Raw genomic sequence first — 22,877 nt, forward strand, 5'->3', positions numbered from 1 at the left:
CATGCGGTCTTCGGTGTTATCCGGTATTAGCTCCGGTTTCCCGGAGTTATCCCGGTCTTGCGGGCAGGTTGCCCACGTGTTACTCACCCGTCCGCCGCTGACCAAACCAGAGCAAGCTCCGATTTGGCCCGCTCGACTTGCATGTATTAGGCACGCCGCCAGCGTTCGTCCTGAGCCAGGATCAAACTCTCCAAAGAAAGTTGATTGGCTTTTCGGATTGTCCAGCTTCGGCCGCTATCGGCTCGCGACGCTTCGTGTCCCGCTGCGGCGGGCTAAGCCCGCTCGCGGGCCTCTCAGCGCGTTTCGCCGATAGGCAAGCGGCCTCAGCTTTTCGCATTGTCCAGCTTCGGCCCGCCGCCTCTCGGGGTCAAATAACCTTCGCCTTCGGGATTGTAAATCCCTGCAGGCGAAGAACATTTGCCCATCGCGGCGACCCGCGAGCCTCAGCTTTTCTTATGACGCTTGCGTTTTGTTTAGTTTTCAAGGAGCTTTTTCGCTGTCCCTTAATGATGACAGCTATTAAATAATAACCCATGGACAACGAAAAGTCAACAACTTTTTTATTTCTTTACCGTCACAAGCAATGTTGATTGTATCATGTGGATGTTGTTTAGGCAATAGTATTTTTTGGAACTGACACTGATCAACCTTGCACCATTTCCTCGATATATATGTCCCGCTGAACGCTTAGTGACAGCAACTGTCCGGTTTCGATGATCTTGACGATCGGCCGGGCTGGCTCGTCCGAAGGAATAAACATAACTTCAGCCATTTCGCCGTTGGAGAGTTTGACGACGGCTCCTGTTTGTAGGCCGATGAGATTGTTCACCAGCGCGGCGACAGCTTCTGTACTCAGTTTGCCGAACTGCTCCCTTTGCATCGTTTCAATGGCCCGAAACGGCGACTGTTTGCGACGGTATAACCGTTCTGAAGTCATGGCATGGTAGACATCAGCGACGGCAACGATCTGGCTGTAAGGGTGAATTCTTTCTGCTTTTACTCCGAGCGGGTAGCCGCTGCCGTCATTTCGTTCATGATGTTGCAACACAGCAAGTTTTGCCCCATGGTTTAGCGCAGGGATTTTTTGCACCATGCGGTAGCTGAAGACAGGGTGCTGCTTTACTTCATTGAACTCGGCTTCAGTGAGCGCTGACGGATTTGTCAAAATTCTCTTACTTACTTTCGCCATGCCACAGTCTGCTAGCACACCGGCAAGGGCGATTTGGTGGCATTCCCCTTCGCTGTATCCAAGCTGCATGGCCAAAAAGCCCGCGAGCAGCCCGACGCTGACGGCATGATGGTGCAAATATTCGTCCTTTGTTGCGTAATGATGCAACATAAGCAACTCCCGTTTTTGGCCCGCCATTCGTTCAAAAAGCGAAATGATGACCCCTCTGATTTCGCCGATATCAACCGGCAAACCGGCTTGCCACGATTGAAACCATGTTTTGTATCGTTGGACCGCCTCTAAGTAGAAGGCCATCGGCTGTTTGGCAACCGCCGTTGATGCGGAATCGACGTTGGGAAATGGTTCACCGTTAGCAAGCAATGGTTCAACGTCCACTTCCTCAACGAGGAATTTTTCAAGTACGAGTAGCAACGGTTTCGTGATCACGGTGTTTTTCGGTATAATTGGACGTTTCGTCTTGCCGAGCACATCTTCAGCGAGCACGCATCCTTCGCGAAGCTGGGAGCGTTTCACACGGACCATCGATTAGTGCCCCCTTTGTCTTTTTTTCTCTGTATTTCTATCGTAACATGATTTTGGCCGCGATGGCAGGCTTTTGAAACAGAAAAACGACGCCCCGCGCCTATAGGCGAAGCGCCGTTTCCGTTAGGCTGAATGATCTTCTTCTTTATTCCTCGTCCCTTTCTTCCTCAGGCACTTTCGCCACCGTAGCGACGCACTCATGCCCATCTTCGCCAGAGAGGCGAATGAGCTTAACGCCTTGGGCGATTCTTCCCGTCCGAGAAATATCGCTGACGGCAATGCGAATGAGCACGCCGCCGGTCGTGATCACCATGACGTCTTCATTGCCGACGACGGTTGTCACCGCAACGACAGGACCGTTTTTATCCGTGACGTTGCACGTTTTCAATCCTTTGCCCCCGCGGCTTTGCACGCGGTATTCCGAGGCCGGAGTGCGCTTGCCGAACCCTTTTTTCGTGACGACAAGCACATCATGATGGTCTTCTAAAATTTCCATGCCAACTACTTCATCCCCGTCATCAAGCGTGATCGCTTTGACTCCAGTCGCGCTGCGGCCCATCGCCCGCACGTCGGTTTCCGGAAAACGGATGAGCATGCCGTTTTTCGTACCGATGATCAAATGCTTTTTGCCATCCGTCAGCCGGACAGAAATCAGTTCATCCCCTTCGCGCAAATGGATGGCGATAAGCCCGTTGTTGCGAATATGGGCGAACGCTGAAAGCGGGGAACGTTTGGCAATTCCTTGCTTTGTCGCAAACACGAGGTAGCGTTCATCGCTAAACTCGCTTTCAATCGGAATCATGGCGTTGATCCACTCATCTTTATCGAGCTCAAGCAAGTTGATGATCGGCAGCCCTTTGGCTGTGCGGCCGAATTCCGGAATCTCGTAGCCTTTTGCCTGATATACTTTCCCTTTATTCGTGAAAAACAGCACGGTGTCATGAGTCGACGTAATGAGCAAATGTTCGACAAAATCGTCTTCCGCCGTATGCATGCCTTGCACGCCCCGTCCGCCGCGTTTTTGGCTCCGGTACGTCGATAAAGGCAAGCGCTTGATGTAGCCTTTATGAGTAAGCGTGATGACGACATGCTCTTGCGGAATTAAATCCTCGTCATCGAACTGCTCAACGGCTCCTGAAACGATTTCCGTGCGCCGCTCATCGTTGAACCGCTCCTTAATTTCGCTCAGTTCATCGCGAATGATTTGCAATACTTTCTCTTCGTCGGCCAATACGCCTCTCAGTTCTGCGATCAGACGGACAAGGTCTTGGTATTCTTGTTCGATTTTTTCCCGCTCAAGGCCGGTTAACCGTTGCAGGCGCATATCCAAAATCGCCTGCGCTTGCCGTTCACTGAGTGAGAACCGCGCCATCAGCCCTTCGCGCGCCGCCTCCGTTGTCTGTGAGCGGCGGATGAGGTCGATCACTTCATCCAAATGGTCAAGGGCGATGCGCAACCCTTCCAGAATGTGAGCACGCGCCTCGGCTTTTTTCAGCTCAAACGCCGTCCGCCGGCGGATGACGGTTTTTTGATGGTTTAAATAATGCTCCAAACACTCTTTTAAGTTCAGCACTTTCGGCTCGCCGTTTACCAAAGCAAGCATGTTGATGCCAAAACTCGTTTGCAATGCCGTATGTTTGTACAAATTGTTCAACACAACCTTCGCGTTGGCATCGCGCCGCACTTCGATAACGATGCGCATGCCGCTCCGATCCGACTCGTCGCGCAAGTCGGTGATGCCGTCAATTTTTTTGTCGCGCACAAGTTCGGCGATCCGCTCGATCAGTTTCGCCTTGTTTACTTGGTAAGGTAGCTCGGTCACAATGATCGTTTCCTTGCCGTTTGGCTGCTGCTCGATTTCGGCCTTGGCGCGCAATGTAATGGAGCCGCGACCCGTTTCGTACGCCTTGCGGATGCCGCTGCGGCCGATAATTTGTCCAGCGGTTGGAAAGTCAGGTCCTGGGATGTATTCCATCAAATCGGCAACCGTCATCTCCGGATTTTGGCTTAATGCCAACAAGGCATCAATCACTTCGCCAAGCTGGTGCGGCGGAATGTTCGTCGCCATTCCGACAGCGATGCCGGATGAACCGTTGACAAGCAAATTAGGAAACCGGGACGGCAGCACGACCGGTTCTTTTTCCGAACCGTCATAGTTGTCTTGATAGTCAATCGTGTCTTTGTTGATATCGCGCAAAAGCTCCATGGCGATTTTCGACATGCGCGCTTCCGTGTAGCGCATCGCTGCTGCCGCGTCGCCGTCAATCGATCCGAAGTTGCCATGTCCGTCGACAAGCATGTAGCGGTAGTTGAAATCTTGCGCCATGCGCACCATCGTGTCATACACGGCGGCATCCCCGTGCGGATGATATTTCCCGATCACTTCGCCGACGATGCGAGCCGACTTTTTATACGGTTTATCGGCAGTCATGCCGAGGTCGTGCATGGCATATAAAATGCGGCGATGCACCGGCTTCAGCCCGTCGCGCACGTCCGGCAGGGCGCGCGAAACGATGACGCTCATCGCATAGTCAAGAAACGAAGAACGCATTTCCTGGCTGATGTTCACTTCGCGGATGCGCGGTTGTTCGTGTTCTGCCATTCGTTCAAACCTCCCTTTGAAACCTCCTCCAGTCCGGACCGCCCGGCCAGGCGGACGCGGACGGACGGCGGGCGCCGCTTCGCTCGCGCGCCGGGTGTCCCCGTCGGCAAGGTGAAGCGAGGAGGGCGGCTGATTCCCTCTTTTTTTATCCTAAATGTCCAAGTTTTTCACATAACGGGCATTTTCTTCGATGAACTGGCGGCGCGGCTCAACTTTATCGCCCATTAAAATTTCAAACGTTTCATCTGCGTCAATGGCGTCTTGCAAGCTCACTTGCAGCAACGTTCTCGTTTCCGGATTCATCGTCGTTTCCCAAAGTTGCTCCGGATTCATTTCGCCCAGTCCTTTATAGCGTTGAATCGTCGGTTTTGGCTGGTCCGGCAGCTCAGCAAGGATTTTCTCAAGCTGGCGGTCGTTGTAAGCATAACGCACCTGTTTTCCCTGCTCGATTTTATACAGCGGCGGCTGAGCGATATAAATGTAGCCGTGTTCAATCAATTCCCGCATATAACGGTAAAAAAATGTTAAAAGAAGCGTGCGAATATGGGCCCCGTCAACATCGGCGTCGGTCATAATGATGACCTTATGGTAACGCGCCTTTGAGATGTCAAACTCTTCGCCAATGCCCGTGCCAAGGGCGGTAATAATCGCCCGCACCTCATTGTTCGACAAAATTTTGTCCAAGCGCGCTTTTTCCACGTTAAGGATTTTCCCGCGCAGCGGCAAAATCGCTTGGAAATGGCGGTCGCGCCCTTGTTTCGCGGAGCCGCCGGCCGAATCGCCCTCGACGACATACAGCTCGCTGATCGACGGGTCTCTTGACGAACAGTCAGCCAGTTTGCCCGGCAAATTGGAAATTTCAAGCGCACTTTTGCGCCGCGTCAGTTCGCGCGCTTTTTTCGCCGCCAGCCGCGCCCGCGCCGCCATCATGCCTTTTTCGACGATTTTTCGGGCAATCGTCGGATTTTCAAGCAAAAACGTTTCAAATTGTTCGGAAAAGACAGCGTCGGTCACCGTGCGCGCATCGCTGTTGCCGAGCTTCGTTTTCGTTTGCCCTTCAAACTGCGGCGATGGATGCTTGATCGACACGATGGCCGTCAGCCCTTCGCGCACATCTTCGCCAGTCAAATTCGTGTCGTTTTCTTTAAAAATTTGCTGCTTGCGAGCGTAATCATTGATAATGCGCGTCAGCGCCATTTTAAAGCCAGATTCATGTGTGCCGCCTTCATGCGTATGAATGTTGTTGACAAACGAATAAATATTGCTCGTATAGCCGTCGTTGTACTGCAAGGCGATTTCTACGGCAATGCCGTCACGCTCGCCAGCGATATAAATTGGCTCTTCGTGCAGCACTTCTCGTGTTCGGTTCAAATGACGGACGTATGAACGAATGCCGCCTTCGTAAACATATTCGTTTTTTCGGCTGTCAACCCGTTCGTCCGTCAGCGTGATTTTTAAGCCGCGATTTAGAAAGGCGAGCTCACGCAACCGAGTGGCCAGCGTTTCATAGTCAAATTCGGTCGTCTCAGTGAAAATTTCCGGGTCCGGCTTAAAACGGGTCGTCGTTCCGGTCCGGTCTGTCTCGCCGATGACTTGCAAGTCGGTGCACGGTTCTCCGCGCTCGTACCGCTGGTAATGGATTTTTCCATCCCGATAGACGTAAACTTCGAGCCATTCCGATAAGGCGTTGACGACCGAAGCGCCAACGCCGTGCAAGCCGCCGGACACTTTATAGCCCCCTCCGCCAAATTTCCCACCGGCATGAAGGACGGTCATAATGACTTCGACGGCGGGACGCCCGGTCGCCTCGTGAATGTCAACCGGAATGCCACGCCCGTTGTCGGCGACGGTGATGCTGTTGTCTTTGCCGATCGTCACATCGATGTTTGTGCAATAGCCCGCCAACGCCTCGTCGATGCTGTTGTCGACGATTTCCCAAACGAGATGGTGCAGTCCTTTCGGCCCCGTCGAGCCGATGTACATCCCCGGGCGCTTGCGGACCGCTTCAAGGCCTTCAAGCACTTGGATTTGGCTTGCATCGTACGTCTGCTCAACCCGTTGTTCCATTGTCATGCCTGATCACCTACGCTTTCTTTGCAAACGTTCAACGGTCTCGCGGTCAAGAAGGAGCGGTTACCGAACCAGAATGGACTCGATAAATAGCCGCTTCTTGAATGATATCGTGCTTAATGCCGTCAATGCTTGTTGTTGTGACAAAAGTTTGCACTTTTTTCCGGATGGCATCAAGGAGGTGGGTTTGCCGAAAGTCATCAAGTTCTGACAACACATCATCCAGCAATAAAATGGGGTAATCGCCTAACTCGGAAAAGATGAGCTCAAGTTCTGCCAGCTTGACCGCTAGCGCGGTTGTACGTTGTTGCCCCTGGGAACCGAAAGTTTGCACGTTTTTTCCATTCACGAAAAACGCGATGTCATCACGATGCGGGCCGACCAGCGTTGTTCCCCGCTGAACTTCCCGTTCCCTCATGGCGGCGAACGTTTCACTGTATGCTTCTACTATTCTCGACAATTCCGCCTTTTCTGATACGTCGACCGACGGTTCGTATCGGATGCAAAGCTGTTCGGCGCCGCGGCTGATTTCATAGTGGATTGGCATCGCCCATTGCTCAAGCAGCGACAAAAACTGGCGGCGCCGCAGCGTAATTTTGGCCGCCAGCAATACAAGCTGCTCAGTTAACACATCAAGAACCGCCTCATCGCTCCGCTCGCGCGCCTGCATCATTTTTAAGTAATGATTGCGTTGTTGCAGCAGCTTTTGGTATTGGCTCAAATCATGTATATACACAGGCGACACTTGCCCGATTTCCATATCGACAAATCGGCGCCGCACTTGCGGACTTCCCTTGACTAAATTCAAGTCTTCGGGAGCAAACATGACGACATTCAAATGGCCGACGTATTGGCTGAGCCGCTGCTGTTCAATATGGTTGCATCTTGCTTTTTTTCCTTTTTTTGAAATAAGCAACTCAAGCGTTAACGACCCGCTTCGTTTTTCCGCTCTTCCTTCTATTTTAGCATACTCTTCATTCCAACGGATAAGGTCTTTATCGTTGGACGTGCGGTGCGACTTCGCCATAGCCAAAACATAAATGGCCTCCATCATGTTCGTCTTTCCTTGGGCATTTTCTCCTAAGATGACGTTCACGCCCTCACCAAAATTCAGCGTTTCATACTCATAATTCCGGTAATTCGTCAACGTTAAGTTGGTCAAAAACACCGAACCTTCACCTACTCCGCTTTTACGACGACGAACGTGCCAAACGGTTCAATGTCGATCCGGTCGCCGTCTCTCAGCTTTCGCCCGCGCCGGTTTTCCCGTTCTCCATTGACAAGCACGTGATGTTCCTGCAAAAACCATTTGGCCGCACCGCCAGTATCGATCAATCGCACAAGTTTCAAAAGCTGCCCCAGCGTAATCGTTTCCGTTGTAATCGTCACCCGTTGTTCCATCCGTGTCATCGCTCGCTTTCCTTCAAACTGCCTATTCTTTTATTTTACCGAAAAATCCGCCCACTCGCAAAGAAAGCCGATGGGAAGGATGGGCATAGATGTTGCCCGCCTTCTCATCGGACTTGAGAAAAAGCAGCGTTGTCGGGCGGCTTTTGCCCTTGAAGCTGAATGGTTTTCGCCAATAGGAGGGCGGTGGGTCAATATGTTCTCACCGGCAAAATGAGCTGAAGCATCGAATCGGTATGAAGCGGGCGCAACAGGAACGGCCGCATGGCCCCAGTGAAGCTGATTTGAATGTCTGTTCCATCAAGCGCCCGCAACGCGTCCATCATATATTTCGCGCTGAACGAAATGTTCAACTCTTCCCCTTCAAGAGACTCCGTTTGCAGCTGCTCCGTCACTTTCCCGATCTCCGGAGAAATCGAAGAAATTTCGAGCATTCCTCCAGGAAGCGTCGTTAGTTTCACAACGTTGTTCCTTCCTTCTCGAGCAAGCAAGGACGCTCGGTCGATTGCCTGCAAAAACTCTTTTGTATTGACGATCATGGTCGTTTTGCTTTCTGTTGGAATCAAGCGGGCCGTCTCCGGATAGTTGCCGTCAAGCAGCCGGGAAAAGAAGAGAAGGTGCTCGGCCTTAAATAGCACTTGATTGGCTGTCATGACGATGTCCACCGGGTGGTTGCCGTCATCCAAAATTTTGCTGAGCTCATTAAGACTTTTTCCAGGGATGACGACGTTGTATGATACTTCATTTTCCGACTCAATTTTCACTTTGCGCATGGCTAAGCGATGACTGTCGGTCGCTGTGCAGACAAGCTCGCCATGTTCAACTTTCCAGTTGACACCTGTCAAGATTGGGCGCGTTTCCGATGTAGAAACGGCGAACACCGTTTGCCGAATCACGGTTTTCAATAAATCAGCCGGGATTTGAAACACGTTTTCTTCTTCAATTTGCGGCAGGCGCGGATATTCGTCGGCGTTTAGCCCATTGAGGCGGAATTCTGAGTGCCCCGAGCGGATGATCGTCAAAAAGTTGTCTTCCGTTTCGATTTCCACCGTTTGTTGCGGCAGTTTTTTCACGATTTCAGAGAAAAAGCGCGCCTGCAGTACGATGCTCCCCGGTCTTTTCACGTCAACGAGCAACTTGCCTTCTTTTTCAAGCGGAATAAACGATTCAATTGAAATGTCGGAATCGCTTCCGGTCAGCGTTACTCCCGAGGCGGTTGCTGTTAGTTTGATTCCGGTCAAAATCGGAATCGTCGTTCTTGTCGATACGGCTTTCATCACGTCTTGGACGCTCTTGGCCAACGCTTCGCGGTCAATGGAAATGTTCACGTTGCTGTTCCTCCCCGTTTCTTTAGATCGTCGGAAATAAATTATAAAAATATAAAAATAAAAACAAAAACCGTAGTACTAGTCGTATGGCTTGTTAGTATGTGGATAAACAAAAAAAGCGAAGCAAGCACAGCCTGTCCACATGTGGATAAGCTGTGCATAAAACCGAGACAGTTGTTCACAGTTGCTTCAGCTTTTCTTGAATCTCTTGTATATGCCTTTGCAGCTGCGTATCGGTTTGCAAAAGCTTTGATATTTTTTCATGGGCGTGGATGACGGTTGTATGATCGCGTCCCCCAAATTCATCGCCGATTTTCGGCAACGAACAGTCGGTCAGTTCGCGGGAGAGATACATGGCAATTTGCCGAGGGAACGCGACCGATTTTGTTCGCTTTTTCGCTTTAAAATCTTCCATCTTGATGTTGAAATGCTGTCCAACAACGCGCTGAATGTCTTGAATCGTGATTACCTTCGGCTTTGCGCTCGGGATGATGTCTTTCAATGCCTCTGCTGCCAAGTCAGCGGTGATCTCTTTGTTGATGAGCGACGAATAAGCGACGACGCGAATGAGAGCGCCCTCAAGCTCGCGGATGTTCGAGTCAATTTGATTGGCGATATAAAGCATTACCTCGTTTGGAATGTCAAACCCCTCCGCCTTCGCCTTTTTGCGGAGGATAGCGATCCGCGTCTCCAAATCAGGCGGCGTAATGTCGGTGATGAGCCCCCACTCAAAGCGCGAACGCAAGCGGTCTTCGAGTGTTGGGATTTCTTTCGGCGGTCGATCGCTTGAGATGACGATTTGCTTGCTCTCCTCGTGCAGCGTATTAAACGTATGGAAAAATTCTTCTTGCGTTTGTTCTTTTCCGGCCAAAAACTGAATATCATCGATCAGTAGGACGTCAACGTTCCGATACTTGTTGCGAAAGTCGTCAGGGCGGTTGTCTCGGATGGCGTTAATAAACTCATTCGTAAATTTCTCTGAAGATAAATAGACCACTTTCGCCGATGGGTTATGTTCAATCACGTAATGACCGATCGCGTGCATTAAGTGTGTTTTTCCAAGTCCGACGCCGCCATAGATAAACAAGGGGTTGTATGCTTTGGCCGGAGCCTCAGCGACCGCCAGTGAAGCGGCATGGGCGAACCGGTTGCCGGAGCCGATGACAAACGTATCGAACGTGTATTTCGGATTTAACATGCTTTGTGGGAAATCGTTTGTCTCTTCATACGGTTTCCGTTGCTTTTTCTTAGATGACTGGAACTCTAGTTCTTCATCATCCTGATTTGGCGGAATGATAAACTTGACGGCCAATTCTTCGCCCGTGATGGTGTAGATCGTTTCCGCAATCAAATGAGAGTAGCGAGAATCAAGCCAATCTCTAGCAAACTCGTTCGGGGCTACGATGACGAGCGTGTCACCTCGTAAAGAGTGGGCTTTTGTTGACTTGAGCCAAGTTTCAAAGCTCGGCTTGCTGATTTTTTGTTCAATCTCCGCGAGCACGCGATCCCATAAGTCATGGATATTTTCCACCCGTTGCCCCTCCCTTAAGTCAGAGGATGATCGTTTGTTTAAAAAAATAAGTTTGTGGAAAAAGCATATTAAGGAAATAAAGAAGCTTTTCGACAAAATCCACCATCTGTGGGTAACATTATTAACGCGTTGTGAAAAAAACTATCCACAATCTATCCACAAAATGTGGATAGACTCCTCTTATCCACATAATTATCCATAGTGAAAACACAATAATAATAGCAAATAAAGCGGCTTGTTGCAACGGGATTTTTTTGATTATCCACAAAATGGACGGGATGTGAAAAAATCATTATCCACACCATTGAACATGTGAAAAAAATGTCGATAAATGTTGTGGATTGTTGATAGGGAGAAAAAATTTATCCACAGCGCTGATCAGAGTTGGAAAAACGAAGAGGCGGTTGACATTTGCTAAGATTGTTCAATATAATGAGAAAGACTGCCCGTAACTGTTATTCCCTAGGGAGGTGTCATAGATGAAACGGACGTATCAACCGAATAGACGGAAACGAAGCAAAGTGCACGGATTCCGCGCGCGCATGAGCACGAGAAACGGCAGAAAAGTGTTGGCGCGCCGCCGCCGCAAAGGAAGAAAAGTTTTGTCTGCATAATAGGCCACTGAAGTTTCAGTGGTCTTTTTTCTCAATATTTTGCCGCCGGGAAATTAGGCAAATGGAGTGTTTGGGGAGAATGAAAAAAAAGTATCGGATCAAGAAAAACGAAGAGTTCCAGGAAGTGTTTCAGAGGGGCGCTTCAACGGCCAACCGCCAGTTTGTCATCTACACGCTTGACCGCCCGGAGCAGCCTTATTTTCGCATCGGGCTGTCTGTCAGCAAAAAACTTGGCAAGGCTGTCGTCCGAAATCGAATCAAGCGCTACATCCGCCAATGCTTCCTCGAATTGAAAGAGGAGATTGCCCCTGGCAAAGACTATGTCGTTATCGCTAGGCAGCCGGTGGCGGAGATGAATTATGCGGAAGTAAAAAAAAGTTTAATCCATGTGCTCCGGAAATCCGGAGGGCTGAAAAAAGGAGGCCAACCGTCGCATTCGGCTTGAAAAAATGCTCCACGCGGCAAAAAAAATGGTAAAATACATACGTGAACTTGTATATGTGGGAGGAAAAAGAAGGTGAAAAGGCGAATCAGATTCATCATTTTGTTCGGTGCGTTAGCGGCTGTGCTGGCCGGATGCACGGAAATTCACAAACCGATCACCCCGGAAAGCAAGGGGTTTTGGAACGAGTATATCGTTTATCCGCTTTCTTGGCTGATCAAATATGTCGCCGGGCTGCTCGGCGGAAGCTTTGGGTTGTCCATCATTGTCGTCACCATTTTGATCCGCTTATTGATTTTGCCGCTGATGATTCAACAGACGCGCAACGCGAAGGCGATGCAAGCGCTTCAGCCGGAAATTGAAGCGCTCCGCAAAAAATACAGCTCAAAAGACGCGCAAACTCAACAAAAGCTCCAGCAAGAGATGATGCTCTTATTCCAAAAGCACGGCGTCAACCCAATGGCCGGCTGCTTCCCGATTTTGATCCAGATGCCGATTTTAATTGGATTTTACCATGCCATCATGCGGACGAGAGAAATTGCCCAACATAATTTTTTATGGTTTGACCTTGGCGAAAAAGACCCGTACTACATTTTGCCGGTCATTGCCGGCGTGACGACGTTCATCCAGCAGAAAATCATGATGGCCGGCTCCGCTCAGCAAAATCCACAAATGGCGATGATGCTTTGGATGATGCCGATTATGATCGTCATTTTCGCGATCAACTTCCCAGCTGCTTTGTCGCTTTACTGGGTCGTCGGAAATATTTTCTCCATTGTGCAAACGTATCTCATTAAAGGGCCGGAGATTGCCGCCCATTCAGGAGGAGCGAAAAAGTGAAAGAAGTGACCGCGACTGCCCGGACAGTCGAAGAGGCGGTGCAGTTGGCGCTCGCGCAGCTTGGCGTGCCTCGAGAGCGTGCGGTTATTGTTGTGCTCGATGAAGGGAAAAGAGGTTGGTTTGGCTTGTTTGGCGGCCGGCCGGCGGTTGTGAAAGCCGTGCTGAAAATCGACCCGGTTGAGGAGACGGTTCGCTTTTTGCAGCAAGTCATCGCGCAAATGGGGGCGGAAGGGGCAAGCATCGAAGCCGTCCGCCGCGGCAAGCAGGTGACGCTTCATGTGCACGGGGGGCCGGTCGGTCTATTGATCGGCAAGCACGGGCAAACGTTAAACGCTCTTCAGTTTTTGGCGCAGCTCGTCGCCAACCGCCATGCTGACGAATACGTGTCGATTGCCGTCGATGTCGAAAATTACCGCGAACGAAGGGAAAAGGCGCTGATCGAACTGGCGCACAAGCTGGCCGCCCGGGCGGTGAAGACGGGAAAAGAAGTAAGGTTGGAGCCGTTGCCGGCGCATGAACGGAAGATCATCCATGCAGCGCTGGCTGACAACAAGCACGTCTTGACCTATTCCGTTGGCGTTGATCCGCACCGTTCGATTGTCGTCGCTCCGAAAACAGGCAAAATGTCGCCGAAAAAAGAGGCGCCTCGCTAAACTGTAGAGAGGCGGCCTCTTTTTTTACGGTATTGGCGCCGCCTGGAAGATTGGCGATGGAAATGGGGGAACGCTCCAGCAAGAGCTTCTTCAAATGGGGAAACAGCGCAGCAACGGTCTTTTTTGCCTATCCGTCCAGATGATTGTGAAGCAATCACTAGTTTCCACCAACTTTTTTTTTGACGGCCGCCGCTTATATTTTTCAACAACCGCGTTGAGCGCGCTGTATTGTTATTCACATGTGGATAAGTTAAAATTGAACTAAGTGAATATGCACAAGGAAAAAAAGCGGCCAAAACGGGCTGTGGATATAGAGAAAGCGGAGCAAAGAGAGGTGAACAGCTTTGACGGAATTTGATACGATCGCCGCCATTTCGACGCCGATGGGCGAAGGGGCGATTGCCATCGTTCGGTTGAGCGGAGATCAAGCGGTTGAGATCGCTGACCGGCTTTTCCGCAGCCCGAGCGGAAAGCGGCTCAAAGACGTTCCATCACACACGATCCACTACGGGCATATCATCGATCCGAAAAGCGGACGGGTCGTTGAAGAAGTAATGGTATCAGTTATGCGCGCACCGAAGACGTTTACGCGCGAGGACGTGGTCGAGATCAACTGCCATGGCGGGTTTGTTTCCGTCAATCGGGTGCTGCAGCTCGTGCTGGCAAACGGGGCGCGGCTCGCCGAGCCGGGGGAGTTTACGAAGCGGGCGTTTTTAAATGGGCGCATCGATTTATCTCAAGCTGAGGCAGTCATCGACCTGATCCGCGCCAAAACCGACCGAGCGATGAACGTCGCCCTACAGCAAATGGAAGGGCGCCTGTCAAAATTGATTCGCGAGTTGCGGCAGACGATTTTGGAGACGCTGGCACATGTTGAAGTCAATATCGATTATCCGGAATACGATGATGTCGAAGAAATGACGCCGCGCCTTTTGCGGGAAAAGGCGGAATATGTGCGCGGGCAAATTGAAAAGCTGCTGTCGACCGCCGCGCAAGGAAAAATATTGCGCGAAGGGCTGGCAACGGTCATCATCGGGCGGCCGAACGTCGGCAAATCGTCGCTTTTGAATGCGCTCGCCCATGAAAATCGGGCGATCGTCACCGATATTCCGGGGACGACGCGCGACGTCATCGAGGAATATGTCAACGTCCGGGGCGTACCGCTTCGCTTGATCGATACGGCTGGCATCCGCGAAACCGAAGATGTCGTCGAACGGATCGGCGTCGAGCGCTCGCAGCAAATGTTGAAGCGGGCCGACTTAATTTTGCTCGTTTTGAATTATCATGAACCGCTGACGGAAGAGGACGAGCGGCTGTTTGCCATGATCGAGGGAATGGACGCCATCGTCATTGTGAATAAAACCGATTTGCCCCGGCGGATCGATATGGAGCGGGTCAAGGAGCTGGCGGCCGGCCGGCCGGTCGTGGGGACATCCCTGTTGCATGAACAAGGAATTGATGAACTGGAGAAGGCGATTGCTGACCTGTTTTTTGGGGGTGAGCTGGAAGCCGGCGATTTGACGTACGTTTCAAACTCTCGCCATATCGCCTTGCTCGAGCAGGCGAAAACAGCGATCGAGGATGCCTTGGCCGGCATTGACGCCGGCATGCCGGTTGATCTCGTCCAAATCGATTTGCGCCGGGCATGGGAGTTGCTTGGCGAAATCATTGGTGATACGGTCCATGAAAGCTTGATTGATCAGCTGTTTGCTCAGTTTTGTTTAGGAAAATAAGCGAGGAGGAAATGCCATATGGATTACCATGGAGGAACGTATGACGTCATTGTCGTTGGCGCTGGCCATGCCGGCTGCGAAGCGGCATTAGCTTCGGCGCGCATCGGGGCGAAGACGCTTGTCATTACGCTCAACCTCGATATGATCGCGTTCATGCCGTGCAACCCGTCGATCGGCGGCCCGGCGAAAGGAATCGTCGTGCGCGAAATCGACGCTCTCGGCGGGGAAATGGCAAAAAACATTGACAAAACATACATTCAAATGCGGATGCTAAACACCGGCAAAGGGCCAGCCGTCCGCGCGCTTCGGGCGCAAGCCGATAAAGTGCTGTACCAGCGGGAAATGAAAAAAACACTCGAAAATCAAGAAAATTTGACGCTTCTGCAAGGAAAAGTCGAGCGGCTGATCGTCGAAGACGGCGTTTGCAAAGGTGTCATCACTCACACGGGGGCGCATTATTACGCCAAGGCGGTCGTCATTACGACCGGGACGTTTTTGCGCGGGGAAATCATCATCGGAGACATTAAATATTCGAGCGGCCCGAACAACCAGCAACCGTCGATTAAGCTGTCCGAGCATTTAGAAGAGCTTGGGTTTGAGCTTGTTCGCTTCAAAACGGGCACGCCGCCGCGCGTCAACAGCCGGACGATCGACTACAGCAAAACGGAAATTCAGCCGGGAGACAAGGAGCCGCGCGCGTTTTCGTACGAGACGACAAAATACATCACTGATCAGCTGCCGTGCTGGCTGACGTACACGACGGAGGAAACACACCGCATCATCGATGAAAACTTGCACTTGTCGCCGATGTACTCCGGCATGATCAAAGGAACCGGGCCGCGCTATTGCCCATCGATCGAGGATAAAGTCGTCCGGTTCCACGATAAGCCGCGCCATCAAATTTTCCTCGAGCCGGAAGGGCGGGAAACAGAAGAAGTGTACGTGCAAGGGTTGTCAACAAGTTTGCCGGAACATATCCAGCGCAAGCTGCTCGAGACGATCCCGGGACTTGAGAAGGCGCAGCTCATGCGGGCTGGCTATGCGATCGAGTATGATGCCATCGTGCCGACGCAGCTATGGCCGACGCTCGAGACGAAGCTTGTGAAAAACTTGTATACCGCAGGGCAAATCAACGGCACGTCCGGCTATGAAGAAGCGGCGGGCCAAGGCATTATGGCCGGCATTAACGCCGCCCACCGTGCGCTCGGCCGCGAAGAAATCATTTTAAGCCGTTCGGATGCCTATATCGGCGTTTTAATCGACGACTTGGTGACGAAAGGGACGAATGAGCCGTACCGCCTGCTGACGTCGCGTGCCGAGTACCGGCTTTTGCTTCGCCATGACAACGCCGATTTGCGCCTGACCGAGCTCGGCTATCGGATCGGTCTCATTTCCGAAGAGCGGTATCAAAAATTTTTGGCGAAAAAAGAGGCGATCGAACGAGAGAAAAAGCGGCTGCAAACGGTGATCATCAAACCGACGCCAAAAGTGCAGGAAGTCATCCGTGAAGCGGGTGGAAGCGAGCTGAAAGACGGCATTCGCGCCGCCGATTTGCTCCGACGCCCGGAGATGACGTACGAGCACATCCGAAAACTGGCGCCGGCTGACGAGGAGATCGCTCCGGAAGTGGCTGAGCAAGTCGAAATTCAAATCAAGTACGAGGGCTACATCCAAAAATCGTTGCAAGAAGTCGAACGGCTCAAAAAAATGGAAAACAAAAAAATCCCGGAAGATATCGATTACGACGCCATCCAAGGGCTTGCAACCGAGGCGCGGCAAAAGCTCAAACAAGTGCGCCCGCTTTCGATCGCCCAGGCGTCGCGCATTTCCGGCGTCAATCCGGCCGATATTTCGATATTATTAGTGTATTTGGAACAAGGAAGAATCGCGCGCGTGTCGAATGAATAAACAATGAGGGAAAGGATTGGCTTATGGAGGCGACACAATTTCAAACCATGCTCGAAGAGAGGGGAATTCTCCTCTCTTCCCGGGCGCTTGCGCAGTTTGAGCGCTATTACGAACTGCTCGTTGAGTGGAACGAGAAAATGAATTTGACCGCTATTACGGACAAGCCCGGCGTCTATGTGAAGCACTTTTTCGACTCGGTGTCCCCGGCTTTTTACTACGACTTTTCAGCGCCGCTTGCGCTTTGCGACGTCGGATCCGGGGCGGGATTTCCGAGCCTTCCGCTCAAAATTTGTTTTCCGCATTTGCGCGTTTCCATCGTTGATTCGCTGCAAAAACGCATCCGTTTTTTAGAGCATCTGATCACCGAGCTCGGGCTTGCGGACGTGGCGCTTTACCACGAACGCGCTGAGACGTTCGCCCGTCAAAAGGGGATGCGCGAATCATTTGACGTCGTCACGGCCAGAGCGGTGGCGCGCATGCCAGTGCTTGTCGAACTTTGCCTTCCGCTCGTGAAAATGGGCGGGACATTCATTGCGATGAAAGCTGCTTCGGCGCTCGAGGAGCTGAAAGAGGGAAACAAGGCGATTTCTGTGCTTGGCGGAGAAGTGACGGCGACGGAAACGTTCACGTTGCCGTTTGACGAAGGCGAACGAACGATCATTTTCATCCAAAAAATGAGAAAAACGCCGAACCAATACCCGCGCAAACCGGGAACGCCGAACAAACAACCGATTCAGTAGCGTCTTTGCGGGCGGGGGAGGGCTTTGCCGGCTGAAAGAGAGAAACAAGCTGTTTCGCTCCCCGCCTTCGTCCCGCGCCAAAAAACCGACCGTAAGGCGGCGTATGCCGGGCGAGACAGAGACATTTTGGCCAAGTATGTCCAAAGGTGGTGTAGGGGGATGAAGCATCCATTTTCGCGCTTGTTCAGCTTTGGAGAAAAAGAACAGGAAGAAATGGAGGAAAAGCAAGAGCGGGAGGAAGTTCGCCACATTCCGGTCAAAAGCATTATTCCGAACCGCTTTCAGCCGCGCACGATGTTTGATGAAGAGAAGATCGACGAGTTGGCGCTGACGATCCGCACGCACGGCATCATCCAGCCGATCGTCGTCCGCGAATGCGGGAACGGACGGTTTGAAATCATCGCCGGCGAGCGGAGATGGAGAGCGGTGCAAAAGCTTGGCTGGACGGAAATCCCCGCGATCATCAAAAACTTAAATGACAAAGAAACCGCCTCCGTCGCCCTCATTGAAAACTTACAGCGCGAAGAGTTGACGCCGATTGAAGAGGCGATGGCGTACGCCAAATTGATCGAGCTCCATGATTTGACGCAAGAAGCGCTCGCTCAGCGGCTCGGCAAAGGACAGTCGACGATCGCCAATAAGCTGCGTCTGCTGAAACTCCCGCAAGAGGTGCAAGAGGCGCTCTTGCAACGGGCGATTACGGAACGTCATGCGCGCGCATTGATTGCCTTGAAAGATAAAGAAAAACAGCTGAAACTGCTGCAAGAAATCATCGACAAACAGTTGAATGTCAAGCAGACGGAAGATCGGGTGTTAAAGCTGCTCGAGGCGGGGGAACGGAAGCCAAAACCGAAGCGAAAGGCGTTCAGCCGCGATATGCGCATCGCCGTCAACACGATCCGCCAGTCGCTTTCCATGGTCGAAAGCAGCGGGGTGTCCGTTCAATCGGAAGAAGAAGAATTCGATGACTACTATCAAATTACGATTCGAATCGCGAAAAAATAACGAAAGTCACCTTTTGCCTCATCAAGCACTGCTGATGGGGTTTTTTCTTTCAGAAAACAAAGTCATTTTCCTGTTTTCGTGCTAAAATAAAATGGATTGAGGAAGAGATAGAGGTAGGTGGCATCGTGGGAAAAGTCATTGCTATTGCAAACCAAAAAGGCGGAGTTGGAAAAACGACGACGGCGGTCAATTTATCGGCATGTTTGGCGCATCTTGGAAAAAAAGTGCTGCTTGTTGACGCCGATCCGCAAGGAAATGCGACGAGCGGCATCGGCATTGAGCGAGGCGATGTGGACGAATGCATTTACAATGTCATCATTGGCGACATGAAAGCAAAAGATGTCATTCGACCGACGGACATCGAAAATTTATACGTCATTCCAGCGACGATCCAGCTCGCCGGCGCAGAAATTGAGCTCGTCTCGGTCGTTTCCCGCGAAATCCGGCTGAGAAACGCGATCGAGCCGCTGAAAGACAAATACGACTTCATTATTATCGATTGTCCTCCTTCGCTCGGCTTGCTGACGCTCAACGCGTTGACAGCGGCCAATTCTGTGCTCATCCCTGTCCAATGCGAATATTATGCGTTAGAAGGGCTCAGCCAGCTGCTTAACACGATCCGGCTTGTGCAGCGGCACTTAAACTATGATTTGCGCCTCGAAGGCGTTCTGTTGACGATGCTTGATGCAAGGACGAATCTAGGCTTGCAGGTCATTCAAGAAGTCAAAAAGTATTTCCGCGAAAAGGTGTACCAGACGATCATCCCGCGAAACGTGCGGCTGAGTGAGGCGCCAAGCCATGGCAAGCCGATCATTTTGTACGATGTGAAATCGCGGGGGGCGGAAGTGTATTTGGAACTGGCGAAGGAGGTGCTTGAACGTGGCTAAAGGTCTCGGCAAAGGCATCAGTGCGCTGTTTGACAACCTTTCTCTCAATGAACTTAATGGGAAAGAGGAAACGGTGCGGGAAGTAAGCATTCACGACCTTCATCCAAACCCGTACCAGCCGCGGAAAACGTTTCAGCCTGAGGCGATTGAGGAGTTGAAGCAATCGATTTTGCAGCACGGCATTTTGCAGCCGCTCATCGTTCGCCGTGTACCGAACGGATTTGAAATCGTCGTTGGTGAACGGCGCTATCGGGCGGCCAAAGAGGCGAATTTGCCGTCAGTGCCGGTCGTGGTGCGCGAGTTGACTGATGAGCAAATGATGGAGTTCGCCCTTCTTGAAAACTTGCAGCGCGAGGATTTGAACCCGATCGAGGAAGCGATGGCGTACAAAATGTTGATGGACAAGCTGCACTTAACCCAGGAGGAAGTCGCGAGCCGTGTTGGGAAGAGCCGTCCGCACATCGCTAATCATTTGCGTTTGTTGTCCCTCCCTTCAGATGTGCAAAAGCTGCTCATTGATGGCACACTTTCGATGGGACATGGCCGCGCGCTTTTAGGGCTGAAACAAAAAAGCAAAATGAAATCGATCGTGGAACGGACGATTCGCGAAGGGTTGAACGTCCGCCAGCTTGAAAAACTGATCCAACAAGCGAACGAAAATGTTTCACGTGAAACATCGAAGCGGAAACCGCCGGAAAAAAGCGTGTTTATTCGGGAAAGCGAATCGTTGCTGCGCGAAAAATTCGGGACGAACGTCACGATTAAACAAACGAGGAAAAGAGGAAAAATTGAAATTGAGTTTTTTTCTCCGGAAGATTTAGAGAGAATATTAGAACTGCTCGATGTGCGGTTCGACGAGTAAGTCGGCCCTTTGATCAAGGCCGGTTTATTTTTTTGCAAGAGAGGGTTGGACATCATGGTGTTGTTAGGAACGATTGTCAACGGAGTGAGCATTATCGCCGGGGCGTTGATTGGAAAATGGCTTCATCGCATCCCCGAGCGAGTGAAGGAAACGGTGATGGGGGGGATTGGGCTTGCGGTGGCGCTGCTTGGCATACAAATGGGAATGAAAAGCGAACAGTTTCTCGTTGTTATTTTCAGCCTTGTTTTCGGCGGCATTCTCGGGGAGTGGTGGAACTGGGAGGAAAAGCTGAACCGGCTCGGTCAATGGCTCGAGGTGAAAGTGAGCGGAAACGGGCAAGGAAGCATCGCTAAAGGGTTTGTCAGCGCAACGTTGTTGTTTGTCATCGGGGCGATGGCCATCGTCGGAGCGCTTGACAGCGGGCTGCGCGGCGACCATAGCGTCTTGTATACGAAATCGATTTTAGACGGCTTTGCCAGTGTCATTTTGACGACGACGCTCGGCATCGGCGTCATCTTCTCCGCCTTGCCGGTCGTTGTTTATGAGGGGAGCATCGCGCTGTTGGCGACGCAAATCGAACGGTTTGTGCCGAAGGAAGTGCTCGATTCGTTCATCGCCGAATCAACGGCGACCGGAGGCATTTTAATTATGGCCATTGGACTCAATATGCTCGGTTTGACGAACATTCGCGTGGCCAATTTGCTGCCGAGCATTCTCATTACGGCAGCCGCCGTTTTCATTCTTTCACTCGTTTAACGACCGGTTGTTTTGGCCGGACAGAAAAGAAATCCCCTCCTTGAACAGCTGACCAAGAGGGGGATTTGCTGCCTACCATAATGAATGCCGGTCTGTTGAGAGCGGAGGGGCAGCGAGCCGCTCTTTTCGGAGGATGAACCGCTCCGCTTCGTAAATGCCATTGGCGATCGTTTTCGCCATATTCATGACAAGATGGAGGCGCGTATTTTGCAGGACGAAAAACTCCATAAACCCGCTGACATTGACAACCCCAGTAATATGGGCGTCGCCGACGGGAAGGAGCTGTTTGTTGACCCCAGCCCCAGGGCGGACGGGTCCTTTGGCAATCGTGATGGCGCCGACGCTTTTCAGCCGCCCGAGGCAGGCATCGACCGCGATCATGAACGGATCGTTATGAATGAGTCGAATGGCTTCTACCTTTTCTTCCAAATTAACGGCATGGATTGGTTCTTCGAGTGTTCCGTACACGTGGAAGCGAGCCAACGGCTTCTCTTTGAGCATCGTGCCGACGAGCGGTCCAAGCGAATCGCCGGTCGAGCGGTCTGTGCCGATGCAAACGATAGCGACCGGCTGAGCGAGCGGGTCGGGAAGCAGTGAGGCGACCCGCCAAGCGATCGACGACACCGCCCCTTGCTCATCGTAAAACACGCGGTCCCTTTCCTCCTTGGATGAGTAAAATATCGATGGTATGCTCATTCGCTTCACTCCTACTTTCGTTTCAAAAGTATTAACAGTATACGGAAAATAAAAGAATGATATACATTTCATTGTTCGTTTTCTTGCCTTTTCTTCGCGATAACGGGATATCGGGCTACAAATCAGCGGCCGGTCTTGTTAAAATAAAAGCGCAGAACAAGAAAAAAGATTGAGGTGTCGCCAACGTTGAACACGATGGAAAAAACGATGAGCCGATTGTTCGCATTTTTGATAGATGAGAAATTGTGGCTCCAGATCGGAAAAGGGACGCTGAAGATTGTTCTTATCCTACTCATATGCGCCATTGCGGTGAAAGTGTTGAAAATTGCCGTTCATAACATGTTCAAAGTGCGACAGAAGGCGCCGATCCGCATTTCCGAACGGCGGGAGGCGACGCTCGTTCGGCTGCTCGACAACGTCATTACGTACGTACTATATTTTATTGCGCTCTTGATGATTTTAGATACGTTTGGCGTTCCCGTCAAAGCGCTGCTCGCCGGGGCTGGGGTCGTCGGGCTGGCCGTGGGTTTTGGCGCACAAAGCTTAGTGAAAGACATCATCACTGGATTTTTCATCATTTTTGAAGACCAGTTTGCGGTCGGCGATTATGTGCGCATTGGCAATTTTGAAGGGTATGTTGAAACGATTGGGCTTCGGGTGACGAAAATTAAAAGTTGGACCGGGGAAGTGCACATTTTGCCAAACGGCAGCATCACTCAAGTGACGAACTATTCACTGCACAACAGCCTCGCTGTCGTTGACGTCAGCATCGCCTATGAAGAAGACATTGAAGAGGCGGAGGAAGCCATCCGCGAGCTTCTTCCGCAGCTGCCGGCGAAGTATGAAGACATGGTCGCCCCGCCGGAATTGCTTGGCGTGCAAAATTTAGCCAGCTCGGAAGTCATATTGCGCATCACGTGCGAAACGAAGCCGATGCGCCATCTGGCGGTCGCTCGGGCGATCCGCAAGGAAGTAAAGCTGCTGTTGGACGAACGGGGAATCGAAATCCCATACCCACGGCTTGTGCTGCATCGCCGCGACGAACAAGAGCAGCCCGAGGCAAAGCCGCAACGGGAGCAATCGTTGTCATAG

General features: G+C 51.5%; 20 protein-coding genes and 1 rRNA gene. 12 read left to right on the top strand and 9 right to left on the bottom strand.

Annotation, left to right across the window (positions count from 1 at the left end):
- The 8 genes from ACVBDQ_RS13300 to dnaA all read right to left on the bottom strand — a co-directional run.
- Positions 1-197 (bottom strand): 16S ribosomal RNA (locus ACVBDQ_RS13300); the annotation flags it as partial.
- Positions 198-643: 446 nt separating this feature from the next.
- On the bottom strand, positions 644-1,711 hold the full coding sequence (locus ACVBDQ_RS13305) for an HD-GYP domain-containing protein (RefSeq protein ID WP_014194554.1): 1,068 nt from the start codon (positions 1,709-1,711) through the stop codon (positions 644-646).
- Positions 1,712-1,856: 145 nt separating this feature from the next.
- Positions 1,857-4,313, bottom strand: a complete 2,457-nt coding sequence (gyrA, locus tag ACVBDQ_RS13310; RefSeq protein WP_011229522.1) for a DNA gyrase subunit A — start codon at positions 4,311-4,313, stop codon at positions 1,857-1,859.
- Between the two features lie 150 nt (positions 4,314-4,463).
- Positions 4,464-6,386 carry a DNA topoisomerase (ATP-hydrolyzing) subunit B gene (gene gyrB, locus ACVBDQ_RS13315; RefSeq protein WP_014194553.1) on the bottom strand — a complete coding sequence of 641 codons (1,923 nt, stop codon included), beginning with the start codon at positions 6,384-6,386 and terminating at the stop codon, positions 4,464-4,466.
- A 46-nt stretch (positions 6,387-6,432) separates the two neighbouring features.
- On the bottom strand, positions 6,433-7,551 hold the full coding sequence (gene recF / locus ACVBDQ_RS13320; RefSeq protein ID WP_011229520.1) for a DNA replication/repair protein RecF: 1,119 nt from the start codon (positions 7,549-7,551) through the stop codon (positions 6,433-6,435).
- 11 nt (positions 7,552-7,562) lie between these two features.
- On the bottom strand, positions 7,563-7,793 hold the full coding sequence (gene yaaA / locus ACVBDQ_RS13325; RefSeq protein ID WP_012820418.1) for a S4 domain-containing protein YaaA: 231 nt from the start codon (positions 7,791-7,793) through the stop codon (positions 7,563-7,565).
- 188 nt (positions 7,794-7,981) lie between these two features.
- Positions 7,982-9,118: a DNA polymerase III subunit beta gene (gene dnaN, locus ACVBDQ_RS13330; protein ID WP_011229518.1), complete on the bottom strand. Its 1,137-nt coding sequence runs from the start codon at positions 9,116-9,118 to the stop codon at positions 7,982-7,984.
- A gap of 178 nt (positions 9,119-9,296) precedes the next feature.
- Positions 9,297-10,649, bottom strand: a complete 1,353-nt coding sequence (gene dnaA, locus ACVBDQ_RS13335; RefSeq protein ID WP_011229517.1) for a chromosomal replication initiator protein DnaA — start codon at positions 10,647-10,649, stop codon at positions 9,297-9,299.
- Positions 10,650-11,128: 479 nt separating this feature from the next.
- Between dnaA and rpmH the strand changes: the two genes are divergently transcribed.
- The 11 genes from rpmH to ACVBDQ_RS13390 all read left to right on the top strand — a co-directional run bounded on the left by rpmH (position 11,129) and on the right by ACVBDQ_RS13390 (position 21,089).
- Positions 11,129-11,263, top strand: coding sequence for a 50S ribosomal protein L34 (rpmH, locus tag ACVBDQ_RS13340; protein ID WP_003253900.1), 135 nt, complete (start codon positions 11,129-11,131; stop codon positions 11,261-11,263).
- A 79-nt stretch (positions 11,264-11,342) separates the two neighbouring features.
- Positions 11,343-11,708, top strand: a complete 366-nt coding sequence (gene rnpA / locus ACVBDQ_RS13345; protein WP_011232960.1) for a ribonuclease P protein component — start codon at positions 11,343-11,345, stop codon at positions 11,706-11,708.
- 72 nt (positions 11,709-11,780) lie between these two features.
- Entirely contained in the window at positions 11,781-12,545 is a 765-nt protein-coding gene (gene spoIIIJ / locus ACVBDQ_RS13350; protein ID WP_011232959.1) for a YidC family membrane integrase SpoIIIJ, read from the top strand.
- A complete protein-coding gene (gene jag / locus ACVBDQ_RS13355; protein WP_011232958.1) occupies positions 12,542-13,198 on the top strand; it encodes an RNA-binding cell elongation regulator Jag/EloR in 657 nt (218 codons plus the stop codon). The genes spoIIIJ and jag overlap by 4 nt, the downstream gene beginning before the upstream one ends.
- 344 nt (positions 13,199-13,542) lie before the next feature.
- The gene (gene mnmE / locus ACVBDQ_RS13360; protein WP_011232957.1) at positions 13,543-14,931 is read left to right on the top strand and encodes a tRNA uridine-5-carboxymethylaminomethyl(34) synthesis GTPase MnmE; all 1,389 of its coding nucleotides are present in this window, start codon (positions 13,543-13,545) and stop codon (positions 14,929-14,931) included.
- An 18-nt stretch (positions 14,932-14,949) separates the two neighbouring features.
- Positions 14,950-16,839 carry a tRNA uridine-5-carboxymethylaminomethyl(34) synthesis enzyme MnmG gene (gene mnmG, locus ACVBDQ_RS13365; RefSeq protein WP_011232956.1) on the top strand — a complete coding sequence of 630 codons (1,890 nt, stop codon included), beginning with the start codon at positions 14,950-14,952 and terminating at the stop codon, positions 16,837-16,839.
- 23 nt (positions 16,840-16,862) lie between these two features.
- On the top strand, positions 16,863-17,579 hold the full coding sequence (gene rsmG / locus ACVBDQ_RS13370) for a 16S rRNA (guanine(527)-N(7))-methyltransferase RsmG (RefSeq protein ID WP_011232955.1): 717 nt from the start codon (positions 16,863-16,865) through the stop codon (positions 17,577-17,579).
- A gap of 159 nt (positions 17,580-17,738) precedes the next feature.
- Positions 17,739-18,584, top strand: a complete 846-nt coding sequence (gene noc / locus ACVBDQ_RS13375; protein ID WP_011232954.1) for a nucleoid occlusion protein — start codon at positions 17,739-17,741, stop codon at positions 18,582-18,584.
- Positions 18,585-18,709: 125 nt separating this feature from the next.
- Positions 18,710-19,471, top strand: a complete 762-nt coding sequence (locus tag ACVBDQ_RS13380) for a ParA family protein (protein ID WP_014197033.1) — start codon at positions 18,710-18,712, stop codon at positions 19,469-19,471.
- Positions 19,464-20,333, top strand: a complete 870-nt coding sequence (locus ACVBDQ_RS13385) for a ParB/RepB/Spo0J family partition protein (protein WP_011232952.1) — start codon at positions 19,464-19,466, stop codon at positions 20,331-20,333. Before ACVBDQ_RS13380 ends, ACVBDQ_RS13385 begins: the two co-directional genes overlap by 8 nt.
- Before the next feature lie 54 nt (positions 20,334-20,387).
- Positions 20,388-21,089, top strand: coding sequence for a DUF554 domain-containing protein (locus ACVBDQ_RS13390; protein WP_011232951.1), 702 nt, complete (start codon positions 20,388-20,390; stop codon positions 21,087-21,089).
- Between the two features lie 72 nt (positions 21,090-21,161).
- Here the strand turns inward: ACVBDQ_RS13390 and yyaC are convergent, their stop codons facing one another.
- Positions 21,162-21,785, bottom strand: a complete 624-nt coding sequence (yyaC, locus tag ACVBDQ_RS13395) for a spore protease YyaC (protein ID WP_011232950.1) — start codon at positions 21,783-21,785, stop codon at positions 21,162-21,164.
- A gap of 186 nt (positions 21,786-21,971) precedes the next feature.
- Here yyaC and ACVBDQ_RS13400 point away from each other — a divergent pair, with 186 nt between their 5' ends.
- Complete coding sequence (locus ACVBDQ_RS13400; protein WP_011232949.1) at positions 21,972-22,877, top strand: mechanosensitive ion channel family protein; 906 nt, start codon at positions 21,972-21,974, stop codon at positions 22,875-22,877.

It is taken from the genome of Geobacillus sp. CCR (assembly GCF_052906625.1).